The sequence below is a fragment of the Bradyrhizobium sp. WCU1 genome (assembly GCF_053474805.1).
The window spans coordinates 83,885-106,737 of sequence record NZ_JBQPHM010000001.1 but is presented as its reverse complement, the minus strand read 5'-3'; the positions used below and the strand labels follow the sequence as shown (position 1 = coordinate 106,737).

The window sequence follows — 22,853 nt, the reverse complement described above, 5'->3', positions numbered from 1 at the left end:
CTTTTGGGTAGGTTGTTCGGAGGTCATACGAAATAAAGTGATGGAGGCCTTGACGCCGAACTCGTAAGGCGCGCTGGCCTTGCCCTTGCCGATGCACTCCACTCCACCTCGGGGGCATGGAAGGAATAAAGCTTCCAGCCGCGCTGGCGCTGCTGTTGCGAGCGGATCTGCGTGGCCCGGCCAAGCGGCAGGGCGAACGCCTCTTCTAGTGCTGGATGGTTCTCGATCTTGCGGCCGATGTCGTGGATGATCCGGCCGAGCCGGCTCTTCAGGATACGCAACTGCCGCTGATGCCGCCTGAATTGTTTGGCATGGGCATAGCGGCCCGCCATCATCGCGGCGGAATTGGCGACGCGAGAATAAGATTTCCAAAGCCTGACGCCATGCCTGATCGCCAGATTGATGGCCGCATGAAGCAGTTTGGCATCGGTCGGGAAGGTGATGGCCTTCGGCTGCACCGTGGTGTCGACTGTGACCCGCTTGAGGTCCTGGCTGCGTAACGCGCCGGCCCCATGCGCCACCCGCAAGCTCTCGGCCAGCAGCAGCTCCAGCTTGTCGCCAAGCCGCTTGCGCCAATGGCTCAGGTCCGAGCGCTCGTGCGGGAAGACGTGCTGGAAAACTCCTAAAAGGGAATCCCTAGAGTTCACACCACCTAGACCGGCGCGGGCCATTCTCGCGGCATCGTAAACCGTTGTAACGCCTCCACTGACATGTCAAGCAATAGGGGAAGTGCGCTTCGGCGGGTGCGCAGCTGGGTGGTAGAAGCCCGGCCTTCGCAAGGCACTTTATTGCCGCGGTAACAGCTTGGCCTCCGCCACCGCCGCGCTGTAGACCGTTTCCGCAGGTCCGCAGGTAGACGTCACCTCGCGCAAAGCATCTCTCGCTTGCTCGATTTGGCCGTTGTGCAGCGCCAGTTCGCCCAGGAAAAAATTCGCTTCGCATTGGCGTTTGGACTTTTCGCGGCTTGGGCCCTGTTGGGCAGCAGCTTTGACCTTGTCCGCATCGAGAAGCCCGAGGTACATATCCAGCATTGCCCCCGGCCACGCTCCGCGTTTCACGGCCATTGCATTCGCTGCAAATTCTTCGCGGTCGGATTCCCCTTTATGAACCCGGGCAATGTGCAACCAAATAACGGGATAGGGGTTCGAAGGGCGCAGTCGTACGGCTGTCTTAAGATCCGCAATGCTATCGTCGATGGCGCCTGAGAATAGATGCGCCCGCCCCCTTCCCAAGTACGTGGCTGCATTGCCGGGATCCAACGCCAAGCTGCGATCGAAGTCGGTCAACGCCTCACCATATTTTTCGATTGCCAGATTCACGTTTGCTCGATTTGACCGTGCGGAGACGTCGCGCGGATTGAGTTTGATTGCGGTATCCAGATCGGCTAGAGCGCCCTGGACATCTCGGAGCAAGAATTTCACGATTGCCCTGTTGACATACGCTTCGGCGTAAGTCGGCTGCAACAAGATCGCCTTGTCGTAGTCTGCGATGGCGCGTTCTTCGTCTTGCTTCAACACATAAGCATGGGCGCGATTGTAGTAGGCTTGGGCGTAGTCGGACTGCAAGCGGATCGCGCGGCCAAAGTTTTCGATGGCGAGATCAATATCTCCCAATTTTTCATAGACGTTTCCAAGGTTATTGAAAGCAAGCGGATCGCTTGGATTCAATTTACTGGCCGTCAGGAAATCCTGCATCGCGCGCTGGTATTCGCTCTTCTCGCCCCAGATGATCCCTCGATAGAGGTAGACATTAGGGAAATCCGGAAGCAGCGCGACGGCCGCGTCGAAATCCGACAACGCGCGGTCGCGAATTCCGAGCGCTTCATAAGAGACGCCCCGGCTGTACAACAGGAGGCCACGCTGTTTATCAGCGAACAGGCCGCGCTGAAGCGCTTCGTCGAACAAGCGTATTGCCACAGTGAAATCGCCACGATCCTTTGCAACGAAGCCGGCCTGAGCGAGATCGAGAGGATCGCGTTGCGCGAAACTGGGCGGGACCAAGCATACCGCAACGCCCAGCGCCGTGGTCAGGGCGAAAAGGATCAATCTGGCGGGATTCAACAATATGCTACGCATCGGATCGTACCTTGCGGAGGCGGCGGCTACACCTCCTTGGGTGATCGGGCCAGCGGGAATCGTTCCTTTCGGATCGTGCTCGGGCTTCCTGTCTTGCCGCGGTATTTAGCAATTCAGAGCTCCAATGCATACGTCCCTTAACGATCAAACTTGGTCTAGTCGGGCATTGTAGGCAGGATCGGAGACCAATTGATAGCTGAAGGACAGCGCTGTCTTCTTAGAACCGGGGTCGGGTGCGGTGCGGTATTAGGACAATTCGGCCGGCCCCAACGCGCACGATTAAGTTGAAAAACGGTGCGCCTGTAAGCCGAGGGATCTGGGCGGAAGTCGCGCTGGGGTGGATGCCGACCCCCAATTCACGAAAATCGGAACGGGATGCCCAGCAGGGGGGTTCCATCGAGAACTCTCCGACTGAAAAACATTGTGCGGTAGTTTGGGTCCCGATCGTGTTGGACTATTGGCTTGAACTGGGCTGTTAACGTCCGCATATTCGAAGAATGACCGACAAAGCGCCGTTCACGATTGAAATTCTGGGATTTGTGCACGACTGCCCGGTAATTCTTGATCGAGTGGTAGGCGGCTCCTTGTACCTTGAGGAAGCCAAGCGAATAGGTCAACATTTGCTCTCCATCGCGCAGGGGCCACAACCTCAAGGCTACCGGGTCCTGACGAACGACCACCAATTGGTGTTTACTTGGCGTTCTGAAGATAGTGATGGAAACTCATCTCAAACGCATTCACATACCGAAGCAGTTCGCTAACGATGCGGGTGGCTTTCGGTTAATTCACTGCGTACCACGCGAACACATCCATCAATCCGATTTACATCCTCCGACCCGACTGCGGAGCGCGTTCGGCGATTTATTTCTAGCCAATTCTGCAAACGAATTCGGCCCACGAGGAAAAAAACTTCCTGCGCCGGGCGAATTTTTTTAGGCGAGAAAGCGAACGACGCACCGGCGCGTCACCTAGGCAAAAAATTCTTTGCGAACCCGATCACCGTCAACGCTGCGCCTACCGGTCCAACGACCGTAACCCAAGGGTGGTCTGGAAATGCGCGATGTAGCAAGATACCGGCGACGGTCGCCACTAAGGCGGTCATCGTCAGAAGTCCAATTATAAAAACAGCCGTTTGGCTTCGGGACGCCACCTGTCAACCTTTGCTAGATTCGGCCTAATGTGGAAGGATCGTTCAGATAGAACATAGCAAAATACATTGGCGGCAGCGCATTTTTCTACAACCTCGTCTTCCAAATGAAGGCGTCTTGGCCATTGTGGAACTTTGGTCGTGCCTTGAGCGTATTAGAGAGTAATTGGACCTAGTTTTTTGAGATCTTTGAGGCCGGTTGGATGAATTCGTCGGAAAGCGCCGCCAAAGCCGGTCCTAGTCCCGTCGTCGGCCGCAGCAAGCCGCGGCTGCTCGGCGCCCTCGGTCCGGGCCTCATCACGGGTGCCTCGGACGACGATCCGAGCGGCATAGCCACCTACAGTCAGGCGGGCGCCCAGTTCGGGTATTCGCTGAGCTGGACCATGTTATTGACTTACCCGCTGATGGCGGCGGTCCAGATGATCAGCGCCAGGATCGGACGGACGACGGGCCGTGGTCTGGCAGGCAATCTGCGCCAACATTATCCAAACTGGCTCCTACAAACGTTTGTTGCGCTGCTGACCACGGCAAACACGATTAACATCGGCGCCGACCTGGGTGCCATGGCCGATTCTACGAGTTTAGTCCTCGGCGGTTCGAGAACGTTCTATGTAGCGCTGTTCGGCGCTATCTGCATCGGCCTGCAGGTCCTGCTACAGTACACCCGATACGTATCCTATTTGAAATGGCTAACGCTCGCGCTGCTCGCTTACGTGGCGACATTGTTCATGGTGGACGTGCACTGGGGCGAAGCGCTGCGCCAGTTCGTCATGCCGTCGCTCACCTGGAAAACCGAGTACATCCAGACGATCGTTGCCGTCTTCGGCACAACGATCAGTCCCTATCTGCTGTTCTGGCAGGCCTCTCAAGAGGCGGAGGATATTCGCGCCGTGCCGCAGCGACAGGTCCTTAAGCGGGTGCCCGAACAGGGTCCCGACGCCATCAAGCGGATCGAAATTGATACCCTAATCGGCATGGGGATTTCTAACTTCATCGCCTTGACTATCATTCTGACGACCGCTGCAACGCTCAACGTATCGGGCGTGACGAACATCGAAACTTCCGCCCAGGCGGCCGAGGCGCTTCGTCCAATAGCGGGAAATTACGCTGCGACGATCTTCGCACTAGGCGTGGTAGCCACAGGCCTTCTCGCCATTCCCGTACTCGCCGGGTCGGCAGCCTATGCGGTCGGCGAAGCTCGCAAGTGGCCGATCGGTCTGGCCCGCCAGCCCCAAGAAGCGAAGGCTTTCTATGCCACTATCGTGATGGCAACGGCCGTTGGAGTGCTGCTCAACTTCACCCCGATCAATCCTATTAAGGCGCTTATTTGGTGCGCCGTTATCAATGGCATCGTCGCCGTGCCGGTGATGGCCTTAATGATGCTGATGGCCGCCAACACGAAGATCATGGGTCAATTCACTATCGGTGGTTGGTTGACGGGGCTCGGCTGGATCGCGACCGCCACCATGGCCGCAGCGGCACTTGCGATGGGCGTCACGTTTTTCATGTGATCGTGTCGATGTGGCCGGCCATGAGGTGGGATCCAGCCGATAGCGTCGCAAGCGCGATTGCTTCGTCCCACTCCGAAAGGCGCGCGCTTAGCGGCCGCCGTCGCGCAACGGCTAGAACTACCTGCACGAGCGAGTTCAGTCCGCTGAAGCCTGCCAGGTAACGAAGGGCAAGCGAGAGCGTGCCACCCGTACTGACTGCAAGGACTGCCGCTAGAGCAACCGCCAGCGCGATCTCCCACCCGACTTTGGTGAGCCACTCACGTAGAAGGCTTGTTTGCACGCATTAATCTCCGGGGGCGACAGGCGACGACCCGGATCGGTGTTCAGCCTGCGAGCTCATCTAACAGCAGAATTAGCAAAAAGCCTACGAAGAACAGGCTGGTGACCCACGGCTTTTCCGGAGCCGAATGCGCCTCGACCAACAGCTCTTCCGTGACGAGATATAGCAATGCAACCAACCCAAATGAAAAGAAGGCCGCGATCCAAAAGTTTGGAAGATGGCTAACCGGGATGCCGACGGAGGCACCAAGGGGCAACAAGATCGCGATCCCGCCAACGACGGCGAGAACATTTGCAGGCTTTCGAATCGACTCGGACAGTTCGCCGGTCAATGAAAGGCCGAGGAACAAGACTTCCGTCGTGAGCGCAACCGTCAGTAAAAAACCTTGTTTTGCGCCCGCTGCGAAACCGATGCCCAACACCAGTCCATCGATGAAGATATCCACCGCTACCATGACGATGAGACCGGACGTGCCTTTAGTCATTTCGCCGAGGCGCTTGATAAGTAGCATAAGCACAATGCCGGCCGCCCCTCCCAGGATGACTGCCCAAGCTGACTGACGGTGTTTGATGTCGGGCAGAAGCTCTCCGGCGGCGGCGGCGAACACCACACCGGCGGCAAAATGCTGGATAGCACCAGCGAATGTGGGCGACGGCTTCCGCCAGACCGCCGCGGCGGCGCCGACCACGACGGCTACGGCCGGGATCAGCGTGTACATCCAAGCGGACATTAAGAGTTCCGCTCTGTCGGCCGCGCCGGTGAGTTGGGTAAGAGACGTTCTTTCCAGAAATGCAACCTAATCCCCGTTAGCGAGTTTTTAATTTCTATACCAAAGGAGTTTCCCATGACAGATACCTCGCAGATCAAAGAGCACATGGACGTCGTCTCTTCCGACAAAAAGACAGTCGGCAAAGTCGACCATCTTGAAGGCTCCGACAAGATCAAGCTGACCAAACAGAGTTCGCCCGACGGCGTTCACCATCATTTTATTCCCGTTGGCTGGATCGATCACGTCGACCAGCACGTCCATTTGACAAAATCCGACGCGGAAGTCACTGCCCATTGGCAGCACGAAGGCATAAAGTAAGACGCAGATCGGGCCGGCGAGAAACGTCGGCCCGTTGCCTTACACGACCTCTTCCGGAGCAGCTTTGTAGATTACGTCCTTGCTCGTCTCGATCTGGGCCCGTGACTGGCCGGTTGAGAATCATGAGCGAGTGAGTCCGAGACGGACCGGGTAAACATCCGCGCTAATGCCGCGGCGCCAGTCGGTCGAAAGGTGATATTACCGCCGTTCGCACCGCTGCAGTCAGACGCCACCCAACCGATAGTTCCATGTGCGAATGCGCCGAAGCCCAGCGAAAGTTGATTGGAGCGCAGCTTGAGAAAGGATCGCGCAAGTTAGCAACAGTCATGCTTGTTTATGAAGTCGTTTACTTGACTTCATCATCGCCGTCTCGCAGCTCCGATGGGAGGCAGCTAACTCCCTGTGACGACGGAAGCCCGAGGGTCCTTCGCAGATATTGCAGCGAATTCTTATCGACACTCGGCAAACTTAAAAATTCAGCATCTGCCTTATCGCGAACCTCGCCGACGGTTTTTAGACCGGCCGAATTCAGTAGGTTTCGAATTCTCTGCGGAAGTCGTACACTTTCAATCAGCGTGTTATCCGGGAGCTCGGGAGCTGGATCAATCATCTAGTCACTCCAATGCACTCCGTACGGCATTATCAGGGAGCACAATTATCGGTCTTTCCGAGTTTCAATTTAGCTTGAGTTTCTAATATGACCAAGTGCCGTCGAATCGATCCGCTACTACTTCTCAAAGGGTCATTGGCACCCTAGGCTGCCTGACTGGCATGAGTTATATTTTCGCGTTCGGCGGCGGACTGCAGGACAAGTCAGTCCAGCCATTCATTGCCCGGGATTTCCTGATCTTCCTCTATGCCTGACGGTGCGGTCATCCAAGGCGATCCTGGGGTCGTCGGCGCCACGGTTGCTTGCAATGCGAACCTGCCTGATTGTTCTCCGGCCAAGCGGACCGCGATGGATCAGATGCGCATTTGTCAACGATCCCTGATCGACGGTGAGACGCGACTGGGATGACACTGGCAGCTTGAGGCCTTTGCGCAAACAGCCTTCGAATTTGGCTTAGCGGCTATTGAACAACTTTCCGGTTGCAAGCGATTGGGCTTGGCCGTCGCCGCAACTCAACAAGTTCGGCCCCGAGCGGCGGGAGCGTGATACGGACCGCCGTCGAAAATGCGCGATGTCGGGGAGCCATTGGAGTTTTTCGGCTGGCGAGCACAATCTTTCGCTACGCGACGACAGCGCAGGATTCACATAGCGGTCTTCGAGCTGTCTTATAAGTAGCGCGATGGCTGGAGCGGTTCGGAGGCATGGTCGGCTCTGAGCGGCCAGCGAAGCGCCAAAAGGTCGAGCAGGATGTCACATCAATTGATCGAACCGTTAACAGGGGCTGGCGACGAGTTATGTCGTTCTCGTCATTTTGACGTTACGCCTTTTGACGTTACGGCCGCCGATTCGGATCATCATCCGACAACTGATCACGCAGGCCAAAACCGGCTTGGGGATCGGACTTATGTTGGAATAACAGTCTTCACCATGTCTGAGAAGCAGTGATCTCGTCCATTGAAGAGTGCGGGCGTCGCTCAATGCCCATTCGTTCTTGCAATTGCGAATTAGTTGCAATAATGCTTTGGGATGGATGTCATCTTTCTTTGGTCTACTTTAGCGTTGGGTAACGGGGCGCGTTATGAAGCGAGTGTCCAACTTTTTGGGTGGCACCTGGATAGTGCTTGCGACGTGTTCTGTCGCGATCGCAGGTGACCTTCCCGTAAACCTTCCGGTCAAGGCACCTTTGCCCTACGTCTCGAAGGCTGCGGAGGTGACTGGTTACGATTGGAACGGTTGGTACATCGGCGCCCATGCCGGGGTGATCAAAGGCTCTTCAAACTGGTCCGCAACTGCGCCGGGAGCCGGCGGTCCAGGTTTGAATGGATCATTCGATTTTCCGTTCAATTTCGATTTCATGGGCGGAACGGGCAGCTATTTCGCCGGACTGCAGGGTGGGTATAATTACGTTTTTCAGTCTCGCTGGATGCTGGGTTTCGAGGCCGACGCTAGCTTTCCGAATTCGGACGTGCAGGTACCCTTTTCCGTGCGTGGCAGTCAGACGGTCACCTCGCCCTTGACCGGCCAAGTGATCTACGGAGAGGCGGTCATCCATTACGGAAGTGCCCGCGCTCGCCTCGGCTACGCGTTCGAGCATTTTCTCCTCTATGGAACGGGAGGATTGGCCTGGACCTACAATCAGGCAACGCGGGATCAGGTGACCGGTTTTCCCGCTGGCGGTTTCGCAACGCCGGGAACCGTGGACACGAGGCTGCTGTGGCGATTGGGGTGGGCCGCGGGAGCGGGCATCGAGATTCCGCTCACCGGCAACTGGACCGCAAAAGCCGAGTATCTGTCGACTGGATTTGGCCGCAAGGGCGTGACATTCCCGGCCGCAGCGGAGGTGTTCGCATCCGACCTCGCCATGCAAAGCGTCCGGCTTGGTGTGAACTACCGGATCGGTGGAGATAACGCTCACATATCGGACTTCCTGGCCAAGGGCCCATCCGCTCTGGAAACAGACCGCGTCGCGTTCCACGCCCAAGCCACCTACGTCAATCAGTATGCCCCTCCATTTCGGGCTCCCTACAGCGGCCAGAACAGTCTCGCACCGAATATCGGCCGCGAGACTGCAGACGTAACCTTGTACGCAGGCGTCCGGCTCTGGGAGGGCGCCGAAGCATGGGTCAATCCGGAAATAGATCAGGGCTTTGGACTGAGCAAATCGGTCGGCGCAGCGGGTTTCCCAAGCGGCGAGGCCTACAAAGTCGGGGCGAGTTACCCGTACACGCGTCTGCACCGGGCATTCCTGCGACAGACCATCGACCTCGGCGGCGAGGTTCAGAAAGTCGATGCCGGGCTCAACCAGTTTTCCGGGTCGCAGACTTCGGATCGGTTGGTGTTCACTGTCGGAAAATTCAGCGTCGGCGATATCTTCGACACCAATAAATACGCCCATGATCCTCGCGTCGATTTCATGAACTGGACCATCATCGACACCGGAACGTTCGACTATGCGGCCGACGCCTGGGCTTACACCGTCGGCGCGGCCGCGGAATGGTACCAAGGTCCCTGGACCTTGCGCGCCGGCCTATTCGATCTATCCATCGCACCGAATGCCACCCACCTCGATTCACAGTTCGGACAGTTCCAGTGGGTCGGCGAGATCGAGCGGCGATATGCCATCTGGGATCAACCCGGGAAAATCGCGATCAGCGGATTTCTGACACGCGGCCGGATGGGAAGCTTCCAGGACGCGATCCAGTTGGCTGCAGTGAACGGAGGACCCGCCGATATCGCCGCCGTGCGGCGCTACCAAAGCCGTGGCGGCATCAGCATGAATCTAGAGCAGCAACTCATCCCCAATGTCGGCCTGTTTGTCCGAGCCGGGGTCGCGGATGGCAGTAAGGAGCCCTATGAATTCACCGACGTCGATCGAACCGTCGCCGCCGGCCTATCGATTTCCGGAAAGCAGTGGGGGCGGGATAACGATACGTTCGGCATAGCCGGTGTCGTCAACGGGATTTCCGGCGTGCACCAAGCGTTTCTCAATGCCGGCGGACTTGGAATCCTGGTTGGCGATGGCAAGCTGCCAAATCCGGGCAGCGAAAAAATATTCGAGACTTATTATAGTTTTCCGGTATTTTCCACGAAGGTTACGCTGGACTATCAGCTCATCGCAAATCCAGCGTACAATCGCGACCGAGGCCCAGTTTCGGTGCTCAGTTTTCGCGTGCATTCGCAATACTAAGCAATTCTGATCGCGCTCTCGGTTAATCCCAGTGCGACTATCAGCATATGAAGCATCACGATGATGGTGTGGATGACACCCACTCGACGGCATCAAATGTGGCAGAGTGTTGCCGAAGCAACAAAGAGAGGAGTAATCCACAATGCATCCTACCACCATCGGCTCTCGCCAAGCACGTCTTTCAAGTGCATGGCGTGGAGGCTGCGGGTAAAGTAGGGGTTCTCAACCCCGCGCTCGCAGAGCGCTTCATCGGAGAGGTCATAGGCGCGCTTGAGGATCACCCCAGCCCCGCCATCAATCGCGTCGGCAGTGGCGGGCGGCCCGGATCATCGGTGTAGACCGCCCCAGACTCCCGTTCCAGGAACCCCCAATTCCACCGTGCGCCCCAGCGCCGCCAGCGGATGCTTCAGATGATCTGATCGAGCCGCGGAATGATCCTGCTCTCCCGTCGTGCCGGCGGCCGCATCTGGTCCCTCGCCAAAGCTCTCAAAGGCGCGTGAATGACAAATCAAATTTGCAAGGAATCCCCTTCCGCACACCCGATTTCCGGCAAACTAAATTGCCTCAGAGAACAGGTCACGCTGAAGCGCCTCATCAAACAAGCGTATCGCCAGCGTGAAATCGCCGCGATCTTTCGCAACCAAGCCGGCCTGTGGGAGATCGAAAGGGTCGCGTTGGGCGAAGCTCGGGAGACGAGGCATATCGGCAAGGCCGTTGCCGTGGTCAGTCCAAAAGCGACCACCCATCGACCATACCTTACCTCACCTCAACGAGGGGGCGCCACCGGCGCAACCGCCTCGTGGTGTCAACATCCGGTAACTGCCGTAGACCAGTGCGGCAGTTTCAGTCGGCGAGGAAGCCCTCTCGTAATAAAGTCTCAGAATGCAACACTCTTACAACCCGGCTCGACTGCAACGGGCTTCGACAGGATTTTTTTACTGGCCGATGCCTTACCTGATATCGGCCGGTCCACGGCAACCATGTGTTTGATGATCGCGGATGCGACCCCTACCGCAGCCGCCAACGAGATCGCGTGCGGACACATCGGGCAATCTGACGGTTGACGGAGATGCTACACCAACCATCACCACGGGAAACGCCGGTTTAGTCTGAAAAGACCCGATGGCTTGGCAAGTTGACCATGTTGCGGCCGTGAACGCCATTACCAACATTGGGAAGCGGATGCGACACATTGGAGCCTCCGCAAGCAAGCAACCAATGGGATCCTTACTCCATAACGGGCCACTACGAAACTCAAATTAGGCCACAAGCGGTTAAAACAGGTGAGCTAGTAGGAGCGGTTGGGCAGGACGATCCTAGCCGCGATCGCCGGAAGCACCCCCATGAGGGAAGACCTGCCAGATGCACGTGCAAGGACGCTATTAGAAATACTAATTTAGCGACTGCCGGCGAGAAGCCGTTCGCCTCTGTGTGCGGCGCAATATTTTCATCGACTTCGTGGGCCGTTGTTGTTTGATCCAGAACTCATCGGAGATCATGATCCGGCCTATGTTCGGTACAGCTTGCAGGAAAATGGGCATTGGGCCTTGAATAGCGACGTCACGTTGGATTTCAACCTAGGTGACGACACATGTTAGAGTAACGGATGTCCGAAACTCCTCGTTCTCAAATCTGGTCGGGGGTTCCGATGGCGTTGGCATCCGCTGTGTTGTTCGGTGCCTCGGCGCCTCTGGCTAAGGTTCTCCTGGGTTCGATTGCGCCGCAGATGCTGGCAGGTCTCCTGTATCTAGGCGCGGGAACGGGATTGACGATCGTCTATCTTGGGCGGGCCGCTTTTGGCGTTCCTGTCGCTGAAGCAAGTCTGCGACGCGTTGATCTGCCCTGGCTGGCCGCTGTTGTGATTTTAGGGGGATGTCTCGCCCCGTTGCTGCTCATGATGGGTCTGCAGCGCACCTCCGCTTCGTCGGGCTCCCTGCTCCTCAATCTCGAAGGCCTTGCCACAATGGCCATCGCGTGGGTGATCTTCAAAGAGAATGTCGACAGTAAAGTCTTGCTGGGAGCGCTTGCGATCTTGACCGGCGCGGTGATCCTGGCATGGGATGGACAAAGCATCACGATCGATGCCGGCGGAGCACTGATTGCCGGGGCCTGTTTGGCATGGGGCCTCGACAACAATTTTACGCGCAAGCTTTCTGCTGCTGATCCAGTCGTCACGACCATCATTAAGGGACTAGTGGCCGGAACCGTGAATATGGGGCTGGCGCTTGCAATTGGCTCAGCGCTTCCGCCTCTTTCCGTGATCGGTGCTGCGGCCTTGGTAGGCTTTTTCGGCGTCGGGGTGAGTCTGATTTTATTTGTGCTGGCGCTGCGGCATCTGGGGACCGCCCGGACCGGCGCTTATTTTTCGTTGGCGCCCTTCATCGGAGCGGTTGTGGCGATCCTGCTTCTGCGCGAGCCGCTCACCCCTCAGTTGGCACTGGCAGGGTTGCTAATGGGCGGCGGTATTTGGCTGCATCTCGCCGAGCGGCATGAGCACGACCACGAGCATGAGTTTCTAGAGCATGACCACAGCCACGTCCACGACGAGCATCACCGACATCATGCCGAAGAGATGTTGGAGCGTCATTCACATTGGCATCGCCACGAACCTATTCGACATAAGCATCCACACTATCCCGATTTGCATCATCGACACCGGCACAATTAGATCTGCGCACGCAGGAACAAGCGAAATTGGCAACGCAACTGCGGCGGCGGTGGCGACCAATGGCCATCGTACCAGCAGCGGGGCGGCGTATCGTGTGCAAGTTCAAGACGTCCCGGCCAATCAAAGCCGCCGTCCCCTGCCGCAGTGAGCCACTCGTTCGCAGCGTCTGGCTCGAGGCCGGCCAGGTCTCAGGGACATTCAAAGCTACGTTCGAGGCGAAGTTTGCGGAGTTGGTAGATTATGCAAGGAAGCAGCCGGGACCAGCCTAGGCTACGGATCTTGTTATCTAAGCTGGGAGGACTCCCCTGGCCGCGAAGCACGCTGCTGCAGCGCAGCCATCGTGGCCGTGCAGCCCGAGGATCCGAGACGCTTTCCGCAGAGAAGCCTGCGCACCCCCCGGGGCCTCCCGTTTGGCAAAACGGCCGTGCAGGGCCCCTACACTCGCCTGCCCTGCGAAGGTGTTTGGTCCCGGAAGATTAGCTAGAGCTTCGCACGGCGCGAGATAGTCGAGGCATTTGAGGCGGGTACGGTTGTAGTCCATGACGAAGCGATGAAGAAATTGATCGCGGTCGAGGTGAGAATGGAATAGCCGGCGGGCGATGCCACGTTTGGGTTCGCGGCCGATCGCTTCGACGATCCGTCGATTGAAACGCTCGACCAGGCCATTGGTCTGCGGACGGTAGGGTCTAATCAGGCGGTGTTGAATGCCCCGCTTTGCACAAACTTGATCGAACGGATGCTGGCCAGATGGCTTGTCGATCGGCTTGTTCTTCTTGTCGACGGCGAAGCGGTCCGTGAACTCGGCGCCATTGTCGGTAAGAATGGTGTGCACCGGATGCGGGAAGTGGGCGAGGAAACGTTTAAGGAATTCTTCCGAAGTCCTGGCATCCCGGTTTTGATGGATCTCCATGTAGACGTAGCGAGTGGCCCGATCGATCGCGACGAAGGCGTAGCTTTTACGTCGCTCGAGGGCCGGCAAATGTGGATGAAGCCGACAGTGGCCTGCTCAAAGATGCCAACAGCAGGCTTGTCGGGCTTCGGCCTTTGGTTCAGACCGTGCCGCTTCAGGCAGCGATGGATCGCGCTACGTGACAGCTTACAGTTGACGCAGCGCCGCATCACCTCGACGATATCATCAAGTGGCAACTGCAGCCGCGTCCGCAGCTCGCAGACGAGCGCCTCCTCCATCAGCGAGAGGCTGGTCGTCAGCTTTTTTGGCGTATGCGAACGATCGCTGACCGTAGTACGGGTGCGCCACCGCCGGATTGTGGTCTGGCTTACGCCGAGTTCGCTCGCCAGTTCCGCGATCTTCTTTTTGCTGCGCTGAATGTAAGCCCGGACCTTAGGCGTGGTCGTAGCGTTGGCGTGCAGGTTCAGTTCCATGACGCAAGGCGCTCCCTGACGTAACAGACGCCTCTTTCTACACCGATTCCATTCAACCAATCTTCCGGGACCAAACACGAAGGAAGGGTCTCACGGGGGTCGCCGCGGGCTCACAGGCCTAAATGCTCAATTTCCCATGCCCCTTGGCCGCGGACAACGTCCAGCGGCATGCGACCGGGGTCATATCTGCTCACCTCCGGCACATTGAACCGACGGACCCAGTCCCCGAAATCTTCATTCCGGCCGAGCCTGGTTTTCGGAACGAAGATATTTCACAAGCGCTACTGCCGCCAATATTAAAACGACGATGACCAGCACGCAGACCAGACCCATGCCCCAAGACATTGCGGGCGAAATACCGTTCATCATGGATCACCTCGTTTTGTTGAAGGCGCGAGAGGTCGCAAAATCTTGGACGGTTCGTCGAGGTCGGTCTGGGCGACCGGCGCATCAGTTTCTGCCGCACCCATCATCTGGACTTGGGACCGCCTTGGTAACGCCAGGCTGATCCGCCGTCGTTCACGTTTGGCGCGGAATGCAGGCGTGACGGTATCCGGTCGTAAGCGAACGCGGAATTCGGATCGCCTTGTGAGCTACCGGTCCTGGCTTGTGCGCTCTGCCTGGCCTCATTCGGCCAATAGCTTTTGTCGGTGATCGTTGATCCGGCAAATGCAGACGCCGACGCCGCCATTAGCGGCAACAAGAGTGAAATCGTGAGAAGTTTTTTCGTCATGATCCGGCTCCATCAGTTCTTCGAAGCGCGTCTTGTGCGCTTCTACTTATGAGTTCGGACCGTTTCGTTCGCCGGTTACAAGCTCACGCTGACGTGACCGGCAAACGCTCACCAACGCAATAGTCGTGGCCCCATTGCTGCGCCCGCTAAGGTGCAAAGCACAATCGTGCCGCCGTACCAAACCGCTACAAAAGGCAGGGAATCGTCCGCGCAATGCAGCGCATACGCCATCGCGCTAACGCCGCCCGCAACAAGTCCCGCGAAAGCACCCGTGCGAGCAAGGTTCGTAGGCGCCGCCTGTCGAACGGCCCAGATAGCGACGGCGAAAGGAACGATCGCGATGACCGGAATGGAAACAAGGCATTCGAGCCATTCGTCTCCGATGATCATCTTGGTCCAGTGCGAGCTTGGCGCCAGCCCGAGGCTGATTGCTGCAAGCGCCACGATGACAAGAAACGGCACCGCAACGAGATACGATCGAGGTTTTCGCTCCCCGCCAGGGCGCGCCAGCTTTGCGAGATAGACAAGCGCGAGGCTGAAAATCCCGACCGCGAATGAGACCTTTGTGGCGACGAAACCCAAGGCGCCGGACGTCACCATGTCCGGACGGACGCCCAGCCCGAAGATCGTGATTCCCAAGGCCAGAATTGAACCTGCCCCAAGCGCGACCAGAAGCGTGCGAACGACCAAACCGCGGTCGACCGGCTCGGGATTGGTACTCAGGAGGGCCACAAGCTCGTCAGTCTTCATGTCCGCTTTTCCCGGCCGATCAGGGTAGCCAGTGCTTTGAGTCCCCGGTGGATGTTCACTTTGACCCCCGGCTCGGAGATGCCGCATCGTACTGCCGCCTGCGCGATGCTCAACCCGTCCAGCTTCACGGCCTCGATGGAACACCGCATGTTTTTCGGTAGTCGCTCCATGAGCCTCCTAACATCGTAGCTACTCTCCGCGCCGACATTGTCGTCGTGCGCCATGATTGCATCGGCCTCCTCGATAGGCACGTCGGCCCGCGACGTGCGGGTACGCCGCAGGAAATCGATCAACTTGTAGCGCGCGATCGCATGGACCCAAGGCGTCAGAGGCTCGGCAGGATCATAGGTGTGCCGCTTGAAGTGAACCGCCAATACCGCCTCCTGAACGAGATCCTCCGCTTCTGCCGCACCCCTTCCCATCCTGGCGAGCTTGCCCTTGTAGTAGGCCCGCAAACGGCTGCTCAATCGCTCGAGCAGCGCGCGGTGCGAGGCCGCGTCGCCGTCCAGGCTGGCAAGCATTAGCGCCTTGAGTTCGATTTCGTGGGTCGTCATGCTTGCGTATCTCTGTTAGTTCGCCGGTCCGGCGGATTTGGTTACAGCCGAAGATGACCGGCCTCAAAAATAGTCGGAAAGGTCTGCTGCGCTTCGGCTAGGCCTCAATGCGCTTTGCTTGCCGATCGCGTCTTTTCCGCTCCTCGCATTCGTGCAGCAATTCGGGGCCGGCCCAGACCGCGGTTCCATCGTCATCCACGATGAGCGGCATGAAAAGGTTCAGGGTTTCGCTCAGCCGAACGACGCGGCCCAAGGCGCTCTCGTTGTTCGGATGCGGCTCGCATCGCAGGACCAGATCGCCGGATGGGCGGGAATCGACCTCAGGCCGCTGCTTCCAGCGCCGCAACAATTCCTGGCAGGCAAGCTCGACGGCGCGTGGCACCGGCCTGAGGTCACTTTCCCAGTATTGAACTGCGCCGCGACTCATGCCGAGCAGTTCTCCCGCCACGATCTGGTTGATGCCCAACTTCTTCCGCCACTTTTTGAAGTCCCACTGGTCCCTCACATCATCCTGGCGCCGAGGAGGGACGGCGCTTCGTCACTCTGCTGCTTGCGAGCGGTCGAAATCACTTGCCGTCTTCCGTTCTTGGCTATTCCGGTCCACGGGGACGGCTGAGCCCGGTTCGCGCGGCAACCCAAACCCCTTGATCAGCGCGTAGACCGCGGGGATGACGATGAGCGTCAGAATGGTGGACGAGATCATGCCGCCGATCATCGGCACGGCGATGCGTTGCATGACCTCCGAGCCGGTACCGGTGCTCCACAAAATCGGTATAAGGCCTGCCATGATGGCGACAACGGTCATCATCTTGGGCCGCACGCGCTCGACCGCACCCAGCATGATGGCCTCGTTCAGATCCCGCCGCGTGAACGGCTTGCCTTCCGCCAACCGTTCGGCGTGAATCTCCTTCATCGCATGATCGAGATAGATCAGCATGATGACGCCGGTCTCGGCAGCGACACCGGCCAGCGCGATGAAGCCTACGGCCACCGCGACGGACATGTTGAAACCAAGCCACCACATCAACCACAATCCGCCGACGAGGGCGAACGGCAGCGACAGCATTACGATTAGCGTCTCGGTCAGCCGGCGGAAGTTCAAGTAGAGCAGCAGGAAGATGATCAGCAGCGTGACAGGCACCACGATCTTCAGCCGCGCGGTGGCGCGCTCAAGGTATTCGAACTGTCCGCTCCAGACGACATAGTTTCCCGGCGGAAATTGTACGCTGGCGGCCACGGCGGCCTTGGCATCGGCAACGTAGCCGCCGAGATCGCGGTCGCGGATGTCGACGAAGATGTAGACCGCGAGTTGGCCGTTTTCGGTCCGGATGGACGTAGGCCCGCGCGTGAGCTTGATCGCTGCAACCTCGCCCAGCGGGACAGTCCCCCCATTCGGCATCGCGACGAGAACATCCCGGGCGATGGATTGCGGGTCGCTACGCAGGTCGCGTGGGTATCGCAGGTTGACGCCGTAACGCTCGCGGCCTTCCACGGTGGTGGTGATCGTCTCTCCGCCGAGTGCCGAAGAGACCGTGTCCTGCACATCGCTGATCATGAGACCGTAGCGCGCAAGCGCCTCCCGGTCAGGGACGACATCGAGGTAATAGCCGCCGATGACCCGTTCGGCGTAAGCGCTCGACGTGCCGGGAACTGCTTTCACGACGGTTTCGATCTGGCGGGCGAGCTTTTCCATTTCCGTCAGGTCTTTTCCCAACACCTTTATGCCGACCGGTGTCCGGATCCCGGTCGCGAGCATGTCGGTACGGGCCTTGATCGGCATGGTCCAGGCGTTGGAGACACCGGGAAACTGCAAAGCCTTGTCCAGTTCGGCGATGAGGCCGTCGACGGTCAGGCCCGCACGCCATTGCGCCTTGGGTTTGAGATTGACGATCGTCTCGAACATTTCGGTCGGCGCGGGGTCGGTCGCCGTTTCGGCGCGTCCCGCCTTCCCGTAGACCGACTCGACTTCCGGAAAGGTCTTGATGACCTTGTTCTGCGTCTGCAGGATTTCCGCCGCCTTGGTCACCGACAGGCCCGGCAACGTCGTCGGCATGTACATCAGCGTGCCCTCGTTGAGGCTCGGCATAAACTCCGTTCCGAGTTGCCGGGCCGGCCAGAGGCTGATCGCCAAGGCGACAAGCGCCAGAAAGATGGTCAGCGTCTTGGCCCTTAGTACGCCGCGGATCATCGGGCGATAGATCCAGATCAGGAACCGGTTGATGGGATTCTTGTGCTCCGGAATGATCTTGCCGCGAATGAACAGAACCATGAGCGCCGGCACCAGCGTGATCGACAGGATCGCCGCCGCCGCCATCGAGAAGGTCTTGGTGAACGCCAGCGGGCTGAACAGCCGGCCCTCCTGCGATTCCATGGTGAAGATCGGCAGAAAGGATACCGTGATGATCAGCAGGCTGAAGAACAGCGCCGGGCCGACCTCGCTTGCAGCCTCGATGAGGACCTCTAGGCGCGGCTTGTCCGGTGGCGCCCGTTCGAGATGCTTGTGGGCATTCTCGATCATCACGATGGCGCCGTCGATCATGGCACCGATGGCGATGGCGATGCCGCCGAGGCTCATGATGTTCGATCCGATGCCGAGCACCTTCATCGCGGCGAAAGCCATCAGGATGCCGATCGGGAGCATCACGATGGCGACGAGCGCGCTGCGCACGTGCAGCAGGAAGACGATGCAGACGAGCGCGACGACGATGCTTTCCTCGGTAAGCGTCCGCTTCAGCGTTTCGATCGCGTCGTGGATCAGGTTCGAACGGTCGTAGACCGGTATGATCTCGACACCCTTCGGAAGCGCCGAAGCCATCTCCCCCAGGCGCGCCTTCACATTGTCGATGACGTCGAGCGCATTCTGTCCGAAGCGTTGCAGTGCGATTCCGCTGGCGACCTCGCCCTCCCCGTTGAGCTCGGTTATGCCGCGGCGTTCGTCCGGGCCGAGTTCGACCCGTGCGACGTCCTTCAGCAGGACCGGCGTGCCCTTGTCGAGCTTCAGCACGATGTTCGATAGGTCGGAGAGGCTCTTGACATACCCCCTGCCCCGCACGACGAATTCGAACTCGGAAAGCTCGACGGTGCGCCCGCCCACGTCCATGTTGCTGCCGCGGACCGCATCGCGCACCTTCGCAAGCGGTATGTCGAGCGATCTCAACCGGTTCGGATCGACGATGATGTTGTATTGCCTGACGAAGCCGCCGACGCTTGCGACCTCGGCCACGCCTTCCGCTTTGGAAATTCCGTATCGGATGGTCCAGTCCTGGATCGACCGCAGATCGGCCAGCGATTTGTCCTTGGACTGCAGCGCGTACTGATAGACCCAGCCGACGCCCGTCGCATCGGGCCCCAACGTCGGCGTCACGCCGGCGGGCAATTTGCGCGCCGCGGCGTTGAGGTATTCCAGCACACGCGAACGCGCCCAGTAGATGTCAGTGCCGTCTTCGAAAATGATGTAGACGAACGAGACGCCGAAGAATGAAAACCCCCGCACCACTTTCGATTTCGGTACGGTGAGCATGGCCGTCGTCAAGGGATAGGTGACCTGGTCTTCGATGACCTGTGGTGCCTGACCTTTGTATTCGGTGTAAACGATGACCTGGGTGTCGGAGAGATCTGGAATCGCGTCGAGCGCCGAGTGCTGCAGGGCATAGACCCCGGCCGCAATAGCGAAGATAGCGCCGATGAAAACGAGCATCAGGTTCCGGGCCGACCAATCGATGAGCCGCGCGATCATTGTGGTTTCTCTCCGGTGTCGAGGCCCTTGAGCGCCGCCTTGAGATTGCTTTCGGCATCGATCAGGAAGTTCGCGGAAGAGACGACCTTGTCGTTTTCGGCGAGCCCTTCCTTGACCTCGACGAGGCCGCCGCCGCGGCGCCCGATCTTCACCGCCCGCGGTTCGAAACGGCCCTCGCCCTTGTCGAGCAGCACAAGCTGCCGCTCGCCGCTGTCGATCACCGCGCTGCTGGATACGGTTACGACTGGAGTTTCCGTCCCCGTGGCAATTTCGACGTCGGCATACATGTCCGGCCGCAGCACGTCGTCCGGGTTGGGTAATTCGATCCTGATCCGCGCGGTCCGCGTTTCCGGTTTCAGGTGCGGATAGATCACAGTGACTTTTCCCGTGAACGGTCGGTTCGGATAGGCGCGCAAACGCACGGTGGCGGTTTGTCCGAGTTCGATGAGCGCAAGATCGCGTTCGGCGACGTCGACCATCACCCAGACGACATCATGGTCGACGATCCTGAAAAGCACGTCTCCGGGCGCTGCACGCATCCCGTTAACGGCCGTCCGCTCCACGACCTCACCGTCCTGCGGCGCAGGCCAGTTCAGGTAGACCGGGACCTCGCGCGTCCGCTCGATGTCGGCAATAAACCCATCGGGCGCACCGAGGTTTTCGAGGCGGCGGCGCGCCCCTTTCAGGGCCTGCCCGCTGATGCCGGCTTCCGGACGGGCGTTAAGGGCCGAGAGATATTCGGCGGCGGCGCTCGACAGGTTCGGGCCGTAGATGCGCATCAACGGCTGGCCCTTGCGGACGTGCGTGCCGGTCGTGACGTTGTCGACGGTGTCGATGAAGCCCTCGAACCGGAGCGAGACGACGGACACGCGCCGCTCGTCCTGCTGTACCGTAGCCGGTGCGCGGACCATCGTATTCAAGGAGCGGCGCTCCGCGACCTCGGTCTGGACACCTGCCTTCTGCAGCTTGCCCGCGCTCACTTTGACCGATGAGTCGTCGTCTTGTTCGCCCTCATATACGGGGAGATAATCCATCCCCATCGAATCCTTTTTCGGCGTCGGCGACGTGTCCGGAAGGCCCATAGGGTTACGATAGAATTTGATCCGCCCGCGTTCGCCGCCCTTCGCAGTCATGGCTTCCGGAGCGTGCTCCTCGAAGCTCACATCTTCGCTGGCGCGGACCGCCGAATATTCCTTGCCCGACGGCGTCTTCTTCGGCGTCATGGAATAATCGGGCGCGCCGTCCGGATCACGGTAGTAGACGATCGGTCCTGTCGCAGCCGGTTGAGCGGAACTTGGCTTTGCCGCTGCGGGAAGTACGGCGGACAGCCATCCTGGAAGCGGAGCGCTCGAACGTCCGACGGCCAATCCGACCACTCCGGCGGCCAGGATCGCCGTAAAGGCTAACAAAGCACCTACTGGCCGTCTCATAGCGAACCTCCGGCCAGACGTTCCATTTCGGCGTATTTCGTTTGAAGTTCTACCTTGAGCTTCAGCAGGTCGAGCTGGACAGCGCGAAGCCTGCGCTCCGCCTCGAAGACCGAGGAAAGATCGGACGTGCCGGCCTGGAAACCGTTCCGCGCATTGTCGAGGGATGATCGTGCAGGCGGCAATTGGCGCGACGCGTAGATCTGCACGACCTTCCGTAGCGCATCGACGCTGAACCATGCGTCGGCGATCTGTCCGTCGACCCGCAGCCGCAGCGCCTCGCTGCGGGCTTGCGCGGCGCCGAGACGCGCGCCCGCCGCCCGCTGTTCGGCGTCCTTGACTTCATAGTGCAGCGGCAGCTTGACGCCGAGCATGAACTCGCCGGTATCCTCGGTCCCGGGCCGCTGCACGTATTTCGCGCCGAGCGTGACGTCGGGATAGTAGTTGAGGTCGGTAAGGGATTTGGTCTGGGCCGCGGAATTGCTCTGGGCTCCGGCCAGCGCCAGCATCGGGTTAGCAGAGCGCGCGAGTGCCTGAACCTGCGCGAGGCTGATTGCCTTGATTGCTCGAAAGCCGGTCGGCGGAGCCAAGGGCGCCAGGGACGGACGGCCGATCAGGGCATTCAGCCTGGCCGCCGCTGCCTTCTGTTCGCCTTGTCGGCGGACGACGTCGCCGTCGGCGGTAGCCGCTTCGATCTCGGCCTTGATGACGTCCTGCCGGTCGACCGATGTCGTGCCGTATCGCGAACGCAACAATCCGAGCGTCTCGTCGTACCGCCGCTTGATTTCGGTGGCGACCCCAACGGCTTCATACGCCGCATTGTATTCGCCATGTGCTGTAATGACCTGCGCGATGAGTTCGGTCACGGTGGCACGGCCTTGGAATTTTGCGGCATCGGCGTCGGCCGTGGCGACGTTGCGCTCGAGGCCGTATTTGCCCCAAAGCTTGAGCTCCTGGTCGATGCCTATGCGGCGCTGTCCCACGCCCTGCCGGTTGACGTCCCAAGCCTCGAGAATGAGGGTCGGGTCAGCCAATACGCCCGCCGTCCCGATCTTGTGAACCGCTGCATCGAACTCGAGCGCGGCCGCCGCCACCGTCGGGTTGAGGCGTTTGGCAACCGCCACGACGCTTTCCGCGGTAGCTCCGGGCAAAGTCTGCTCGGCTGCCAAGGCCGGGGACAACCACAGCAATGCTGCGGTTGCTCGGATTGCGGCGAAGCCAGTGATTCCGGCTGAGCGGATCACGGCGTGGCCTTGATGACGAGCTTGCTTTCAACCGTCCCGGTTTCGCCTTGAACCTTGGCGCCGAGGGACAATTGCCAGCCACCTTCCATAGTTATGGCGGCCTTGAACTTATAGACGCCCGGCTCCGTGCTCGGCATCGCCTCGATCGACGTTTTCATCGTGTCCATGCCGTCCGGAGCCATGTCCAATCTCTTTGCGAAGATCACCGCATCGGGAACCGGCTTGCCGTCGGGCTTGTGGATCAGGCGGACCGAGATGGTTGCGTCCCCCTTCTTGACTGTCTTGTCGACCAGTTGGAATTCGTAGTCCTTGATGTCGGCGCGCGCGAGCGTGGCCGAACCTGCCAAGGAAGCGGCGATCAACGCCGCCCGGAGGGCGGGCGCGAAGGCATACTTCTTCATTTTACAAATCCTCGATGACCCGATGCGCCGCGAACGGCGGCGTGCGTTAACTGCGCGGCC

The 22,853-nt window shown here is 59.2% G+C and carries 20 protein-coding genes and 2 pseudogenes; 7 read left to right on the top strand and 15 right to left on the bottom strand.

Going from position 1 to position 22,853, the window contains the following annotated elements; translation table 11 throughout:
• Positions 1-39: 39 nt before the first annotated feature.
• Positions 40-617: pseudogene (locus ACTUWL_RS35850) on the bottom strand (IS5/IS1182 family transposase); the annotation flags it as partial.
• 168 nt (positions 618-785) lie between these two features.
• The gene (locus tag ACTUWL_RS35845; protein ID WP_021078721.1) at positions 786-2,075 is read right to left on the bottom strand and encodes a tetratricopeptide repeat protein; all 1,290 of its coding nucleotides are present in this window, start codon (positions 2,073-2,075) and stop codon (positions 786-788) included.
• Between the two features lie 497 nt (positions 2,076-2,572).
• Here ACTUWL_RS35845 and ACTUWL_RS35840 point away from each other — a divergent pair, with 497 nt between their 5' ends.
• The gene (locus ACTUWL_RS35840; protein WP_146160394.1) at positions 2,573-2,836 is read left to right on the top strand and encodes a hypothetical protein; all 264 of its coding nucleotides are present in this window, start codon (positions 2,573-2,575) and stop codon (positions 2,834-2,836) included.
• 589 nt (positions 2,837-3,425) lie between these two features.
• The gene (locus tag ACTUWL_RS35835) at positions 3,426-4,733 is read left to right on the top strand and encodes an Nramp family divalent metal transporter (RefSeq protein ID WP_021078719.1); all 1,308 of its coding nucleotides are present in this window, start codon (positions 3,426-3,428) and stop codon (positions 4,731-4,733) included.
• A 323-nt stretch (positions 4,734-5,056) separates the two neighbouring features.
• Here the strand turns inward: ACTUWL_RS35835 and ACTUWL_RS35830 are convergent, their stop codons facing one another.
• A complete protein-coding gene (locus tag ACTUWL_RS35830) occupies positions 5,057-5,743 on the bottom strand; it encodes a ZIP family metal transporter (RefSeq protein ID WP_021078718.1) in 687 nt (228 codons plus the stop codon).
• Positions 5,744-5,857: 114 nt separating this feature from the next.
• On the opposite strand from ACTUWL_RS35830, the gene ACTUWL_RS35825 reads away from it, so the two are divergent.
• Positions 5,858-6,100 (top strand): DUF2171 domain-containing protein, encoded by a 243-nt coding sequence (locus ACTUWL_RS35825; RefSeq protein WP_021078717.1) that lies wholly within the window; start codon positions 5,858-5,860, stop codon positions 6,098-6,100.
• Positions 6,101-6,446: 346 nt separating this feature from the next.
• Here ACTUWL_RS35825 and ACTUWL_RS35820 read toward each other — a convergent pair whose 3' ends face one another.
• Entirely contained in the window at positions 6,447-6,710 is a 264-nt protein-coding gene (locus ACTUWL_RS35820) for a DNA-directed RNA polymerase subunit alpha C-terminal domain-containing protein (RefSeq protein WP_106940465.1), read from the bottom strand.
• A 1,078-nt stretch (positions 6,711-7,788) separates the two neighbouring features.
• Here ACTUWL_RS35820 and ACTUWL_RS35815 point away from each other — a divergent pair.
• On the top strand, positions 7,789-9,897 hold the full coding sequence (locus ACTUWL_RS35815; protein ID WP_168470984.1) for a carbohydrate porin: 2,109 nt from the start codon (positions 7,789-7,791) through the stop codon (positions 9,895-9,897).
• A 209-nt stretch (positions 9,898-10,106) separates the two neighbouring features.
• Here the strand turns inward: ACTUWL_RS35815 and ACTUWL_RS35810 are convergent.
• A pseudogene (locus ACTUWL_RS35810) lies at positions 10,107-10,406 on the bottom strand (transposase); the annotation flags it as partial.
• Between ACTUWL_RS35810 and ACTUWL_RS35805 the strand changes: the two are divergent.
• Both ACTUWL_RS35805 and ACTUWL_RS35800 read left to right on the top strand, forming a co-directional pair.
• Positions 10,398-10,961, top strand: coding sequence for a hypothetical protein (locus ACTUWL_RS35805; protein WP_168470983.1), 564 nt, complete (start codon positions 10,398-10,400; stop codon positions 10,959-10,961). The pseudogene ACTUWL_RS35810 and the gene ACTUWL_RS35805 overlap by 9 nt on opposite strands.
• A 542-nt stretch (positions 10,962-11,503) precedes the next feature.
• Positions 11,504-12,565, top strand: a complete 1,062-nt coding sequence (locus ACTUWL_RS35800) for a DMT family transporter (protein ID WP_035651180.1) — start codon at positions 11,504-11,506, stop codon at positions 12,563-12,565.
• 286 nt (positions 12,566-12,851) lie between these two features.
• Here ACTUWL_RS35800 and ACTUWL_RS35795 read toward each other — a convergent pair whose 3' ends face one another.
• Positions 12,852-13,544, bottom strand: a complete 693-nt coding sequence (locus ACTUWL_RS35795; protein ID WP_106940467.1) for a DDE-type integrase/transposase/recombinase — start codon at positions 13,542-13,544, stop codon at positions 12,852-12,854.
• 6 nt (positions 13,545-13,550) lie between these two features.
• Between ACTUWL_RS35795 and ACTUWL_RS35790 the strand changes: the two genes are divergently transcribed.
• A complete protein-coding gene (locus ACTUWL_RS35790; protein WP_146160395.1) occupies positions 13,551-13,892 on the top strand; it encodes a hypothetical protein in 342 nt (113 codons plus the stop codon).
• Positions 13,893-14,182: 290 nt separating this feature from the next.
• Here the strand turns inward: ACTUWL_RS35790 and ACTUWL_RS35785 are convergent, their stop codons facing one another.
• The 9 genes from ACTUWL_RS35785 to ACTUWL_RS35745 form a co-directional block, all read right to left on the bottom strand.
• Positions 14,183-14,317 carry a hypothetical protein gene (locus ACTUWL_RS35785; RefSeq protein WP_021078713.1) on the bottom strand — a complete coding sequence of 45 codons (135 nt, stop codon included), beginning with the start codon at positions 14,315-14,317 and terminating at the stop codon, positions 14,183-14,185.
• Between the two features lie 100 nt (positions 14,318-14,417).
• Positions 14,418-14,681 carry a hypothetical protein gene (locus ACTUWL_RS35780; protein WP_021078712.1) on the bottom strand — a complete coding sequence of 88 codons (264 nt, stop codon included), beginning with the start codon at positions 14,679-14,681 and terminating at the stop codon, positions 14,418-14,420.
• A 108-nt stretch (positions 14,682-14,789) separates the two neighbouring features.
• Positions 14,790-15,431: an NrsF family protein gene (locus ACTUWL_RS35775; protein WP_021078711.1), complete on the bottom strand. Its 642-nt coding sequence runs from the start codon at positions 15,429-15,431 to the stop codon at positions 14,790-14,792.
• Positions 15,428-15,985 carry a sigma-70 family RNA polymerase sigma factor gene (locus ACTUWL_RS35770; protein ID WP_021078710.1) on the bottom strand — a complete coding sequence of 186 codons (558 nt, stop codon included), beginning with the start codon at positions 15,983-15,985 and terminating at the stop codon, positions 15,428-15,430. The genes ACTUWL_RS35775 and ACTUWL_RS35770 overlap by 4 nt, the downstream gene beginning before the upstream one ends.
• Positions 15,986-16,082: 97 nt before the next feature.
• Positions 16,083-16,451, bottom strand: a complete 369-nt coding sequence (locus tag ACTUWL_RS35765; RefSeq protein ID WP_035651174.1) for a hypothetical protein — start codon at positions 16,449-16,451, stop codon at positions 16,083-16,085.
• A gap of 72 nt (positions 16,452-16,523) precedes the next feature.
• On the bottom strand, positions 16,524-19,721 hold the full coding sequence (locus ACTUWL_RS35760) for an efflux RND transporter permease subunit (RefSeq protein WP_021078708.1): 3,198 nt from the start codon (positions 19,719-19,721) through the stop codon (positions 16,524-16,526).
• A complete protein-coding gene (locus ACTUWL_RS35755; protein ID WP_021078707.1) occupies positions 19,718-21,151 on the bottom strand; it encodes an efflux RND transporter periplasmic adaptor subunit in 1,434 nt (477 codons plus the stop codon). Before ACTUWL_RS35755 ends, ACTUWL_RS35760 begins: the two co-directional genes overlap by 4 nt.
• Positions 21,148-22,392, bottom strand: a complete 1,245-nt coding sequence (locus ACTUWL_RS35750; RefSeq protein WP_021078706.1) for a TolC family protein — start codon at positions 22,390-22,392, stop codon at positions 21,148-21,150. Before ACTUWL_RS35750 ends, ACTUWL_RS35755 begins: the two co-directional genes overlap by 4 nt.
• Entirely contained in the window at positions 22,389-22,793 is a 405-nt protein-coding gene (locus ACTUWL_RS35745) for a FixH family protein (protein WP_021078705.1), read from the bottom strand. Before ACTUWL_RS35745 ends, ACTUWL_RS35750 begins: the two co-directional genes overlap by 4 nt.
• Between the last annotated feature and the right edge of the window lie 60 nt (positions 22,794-22,853).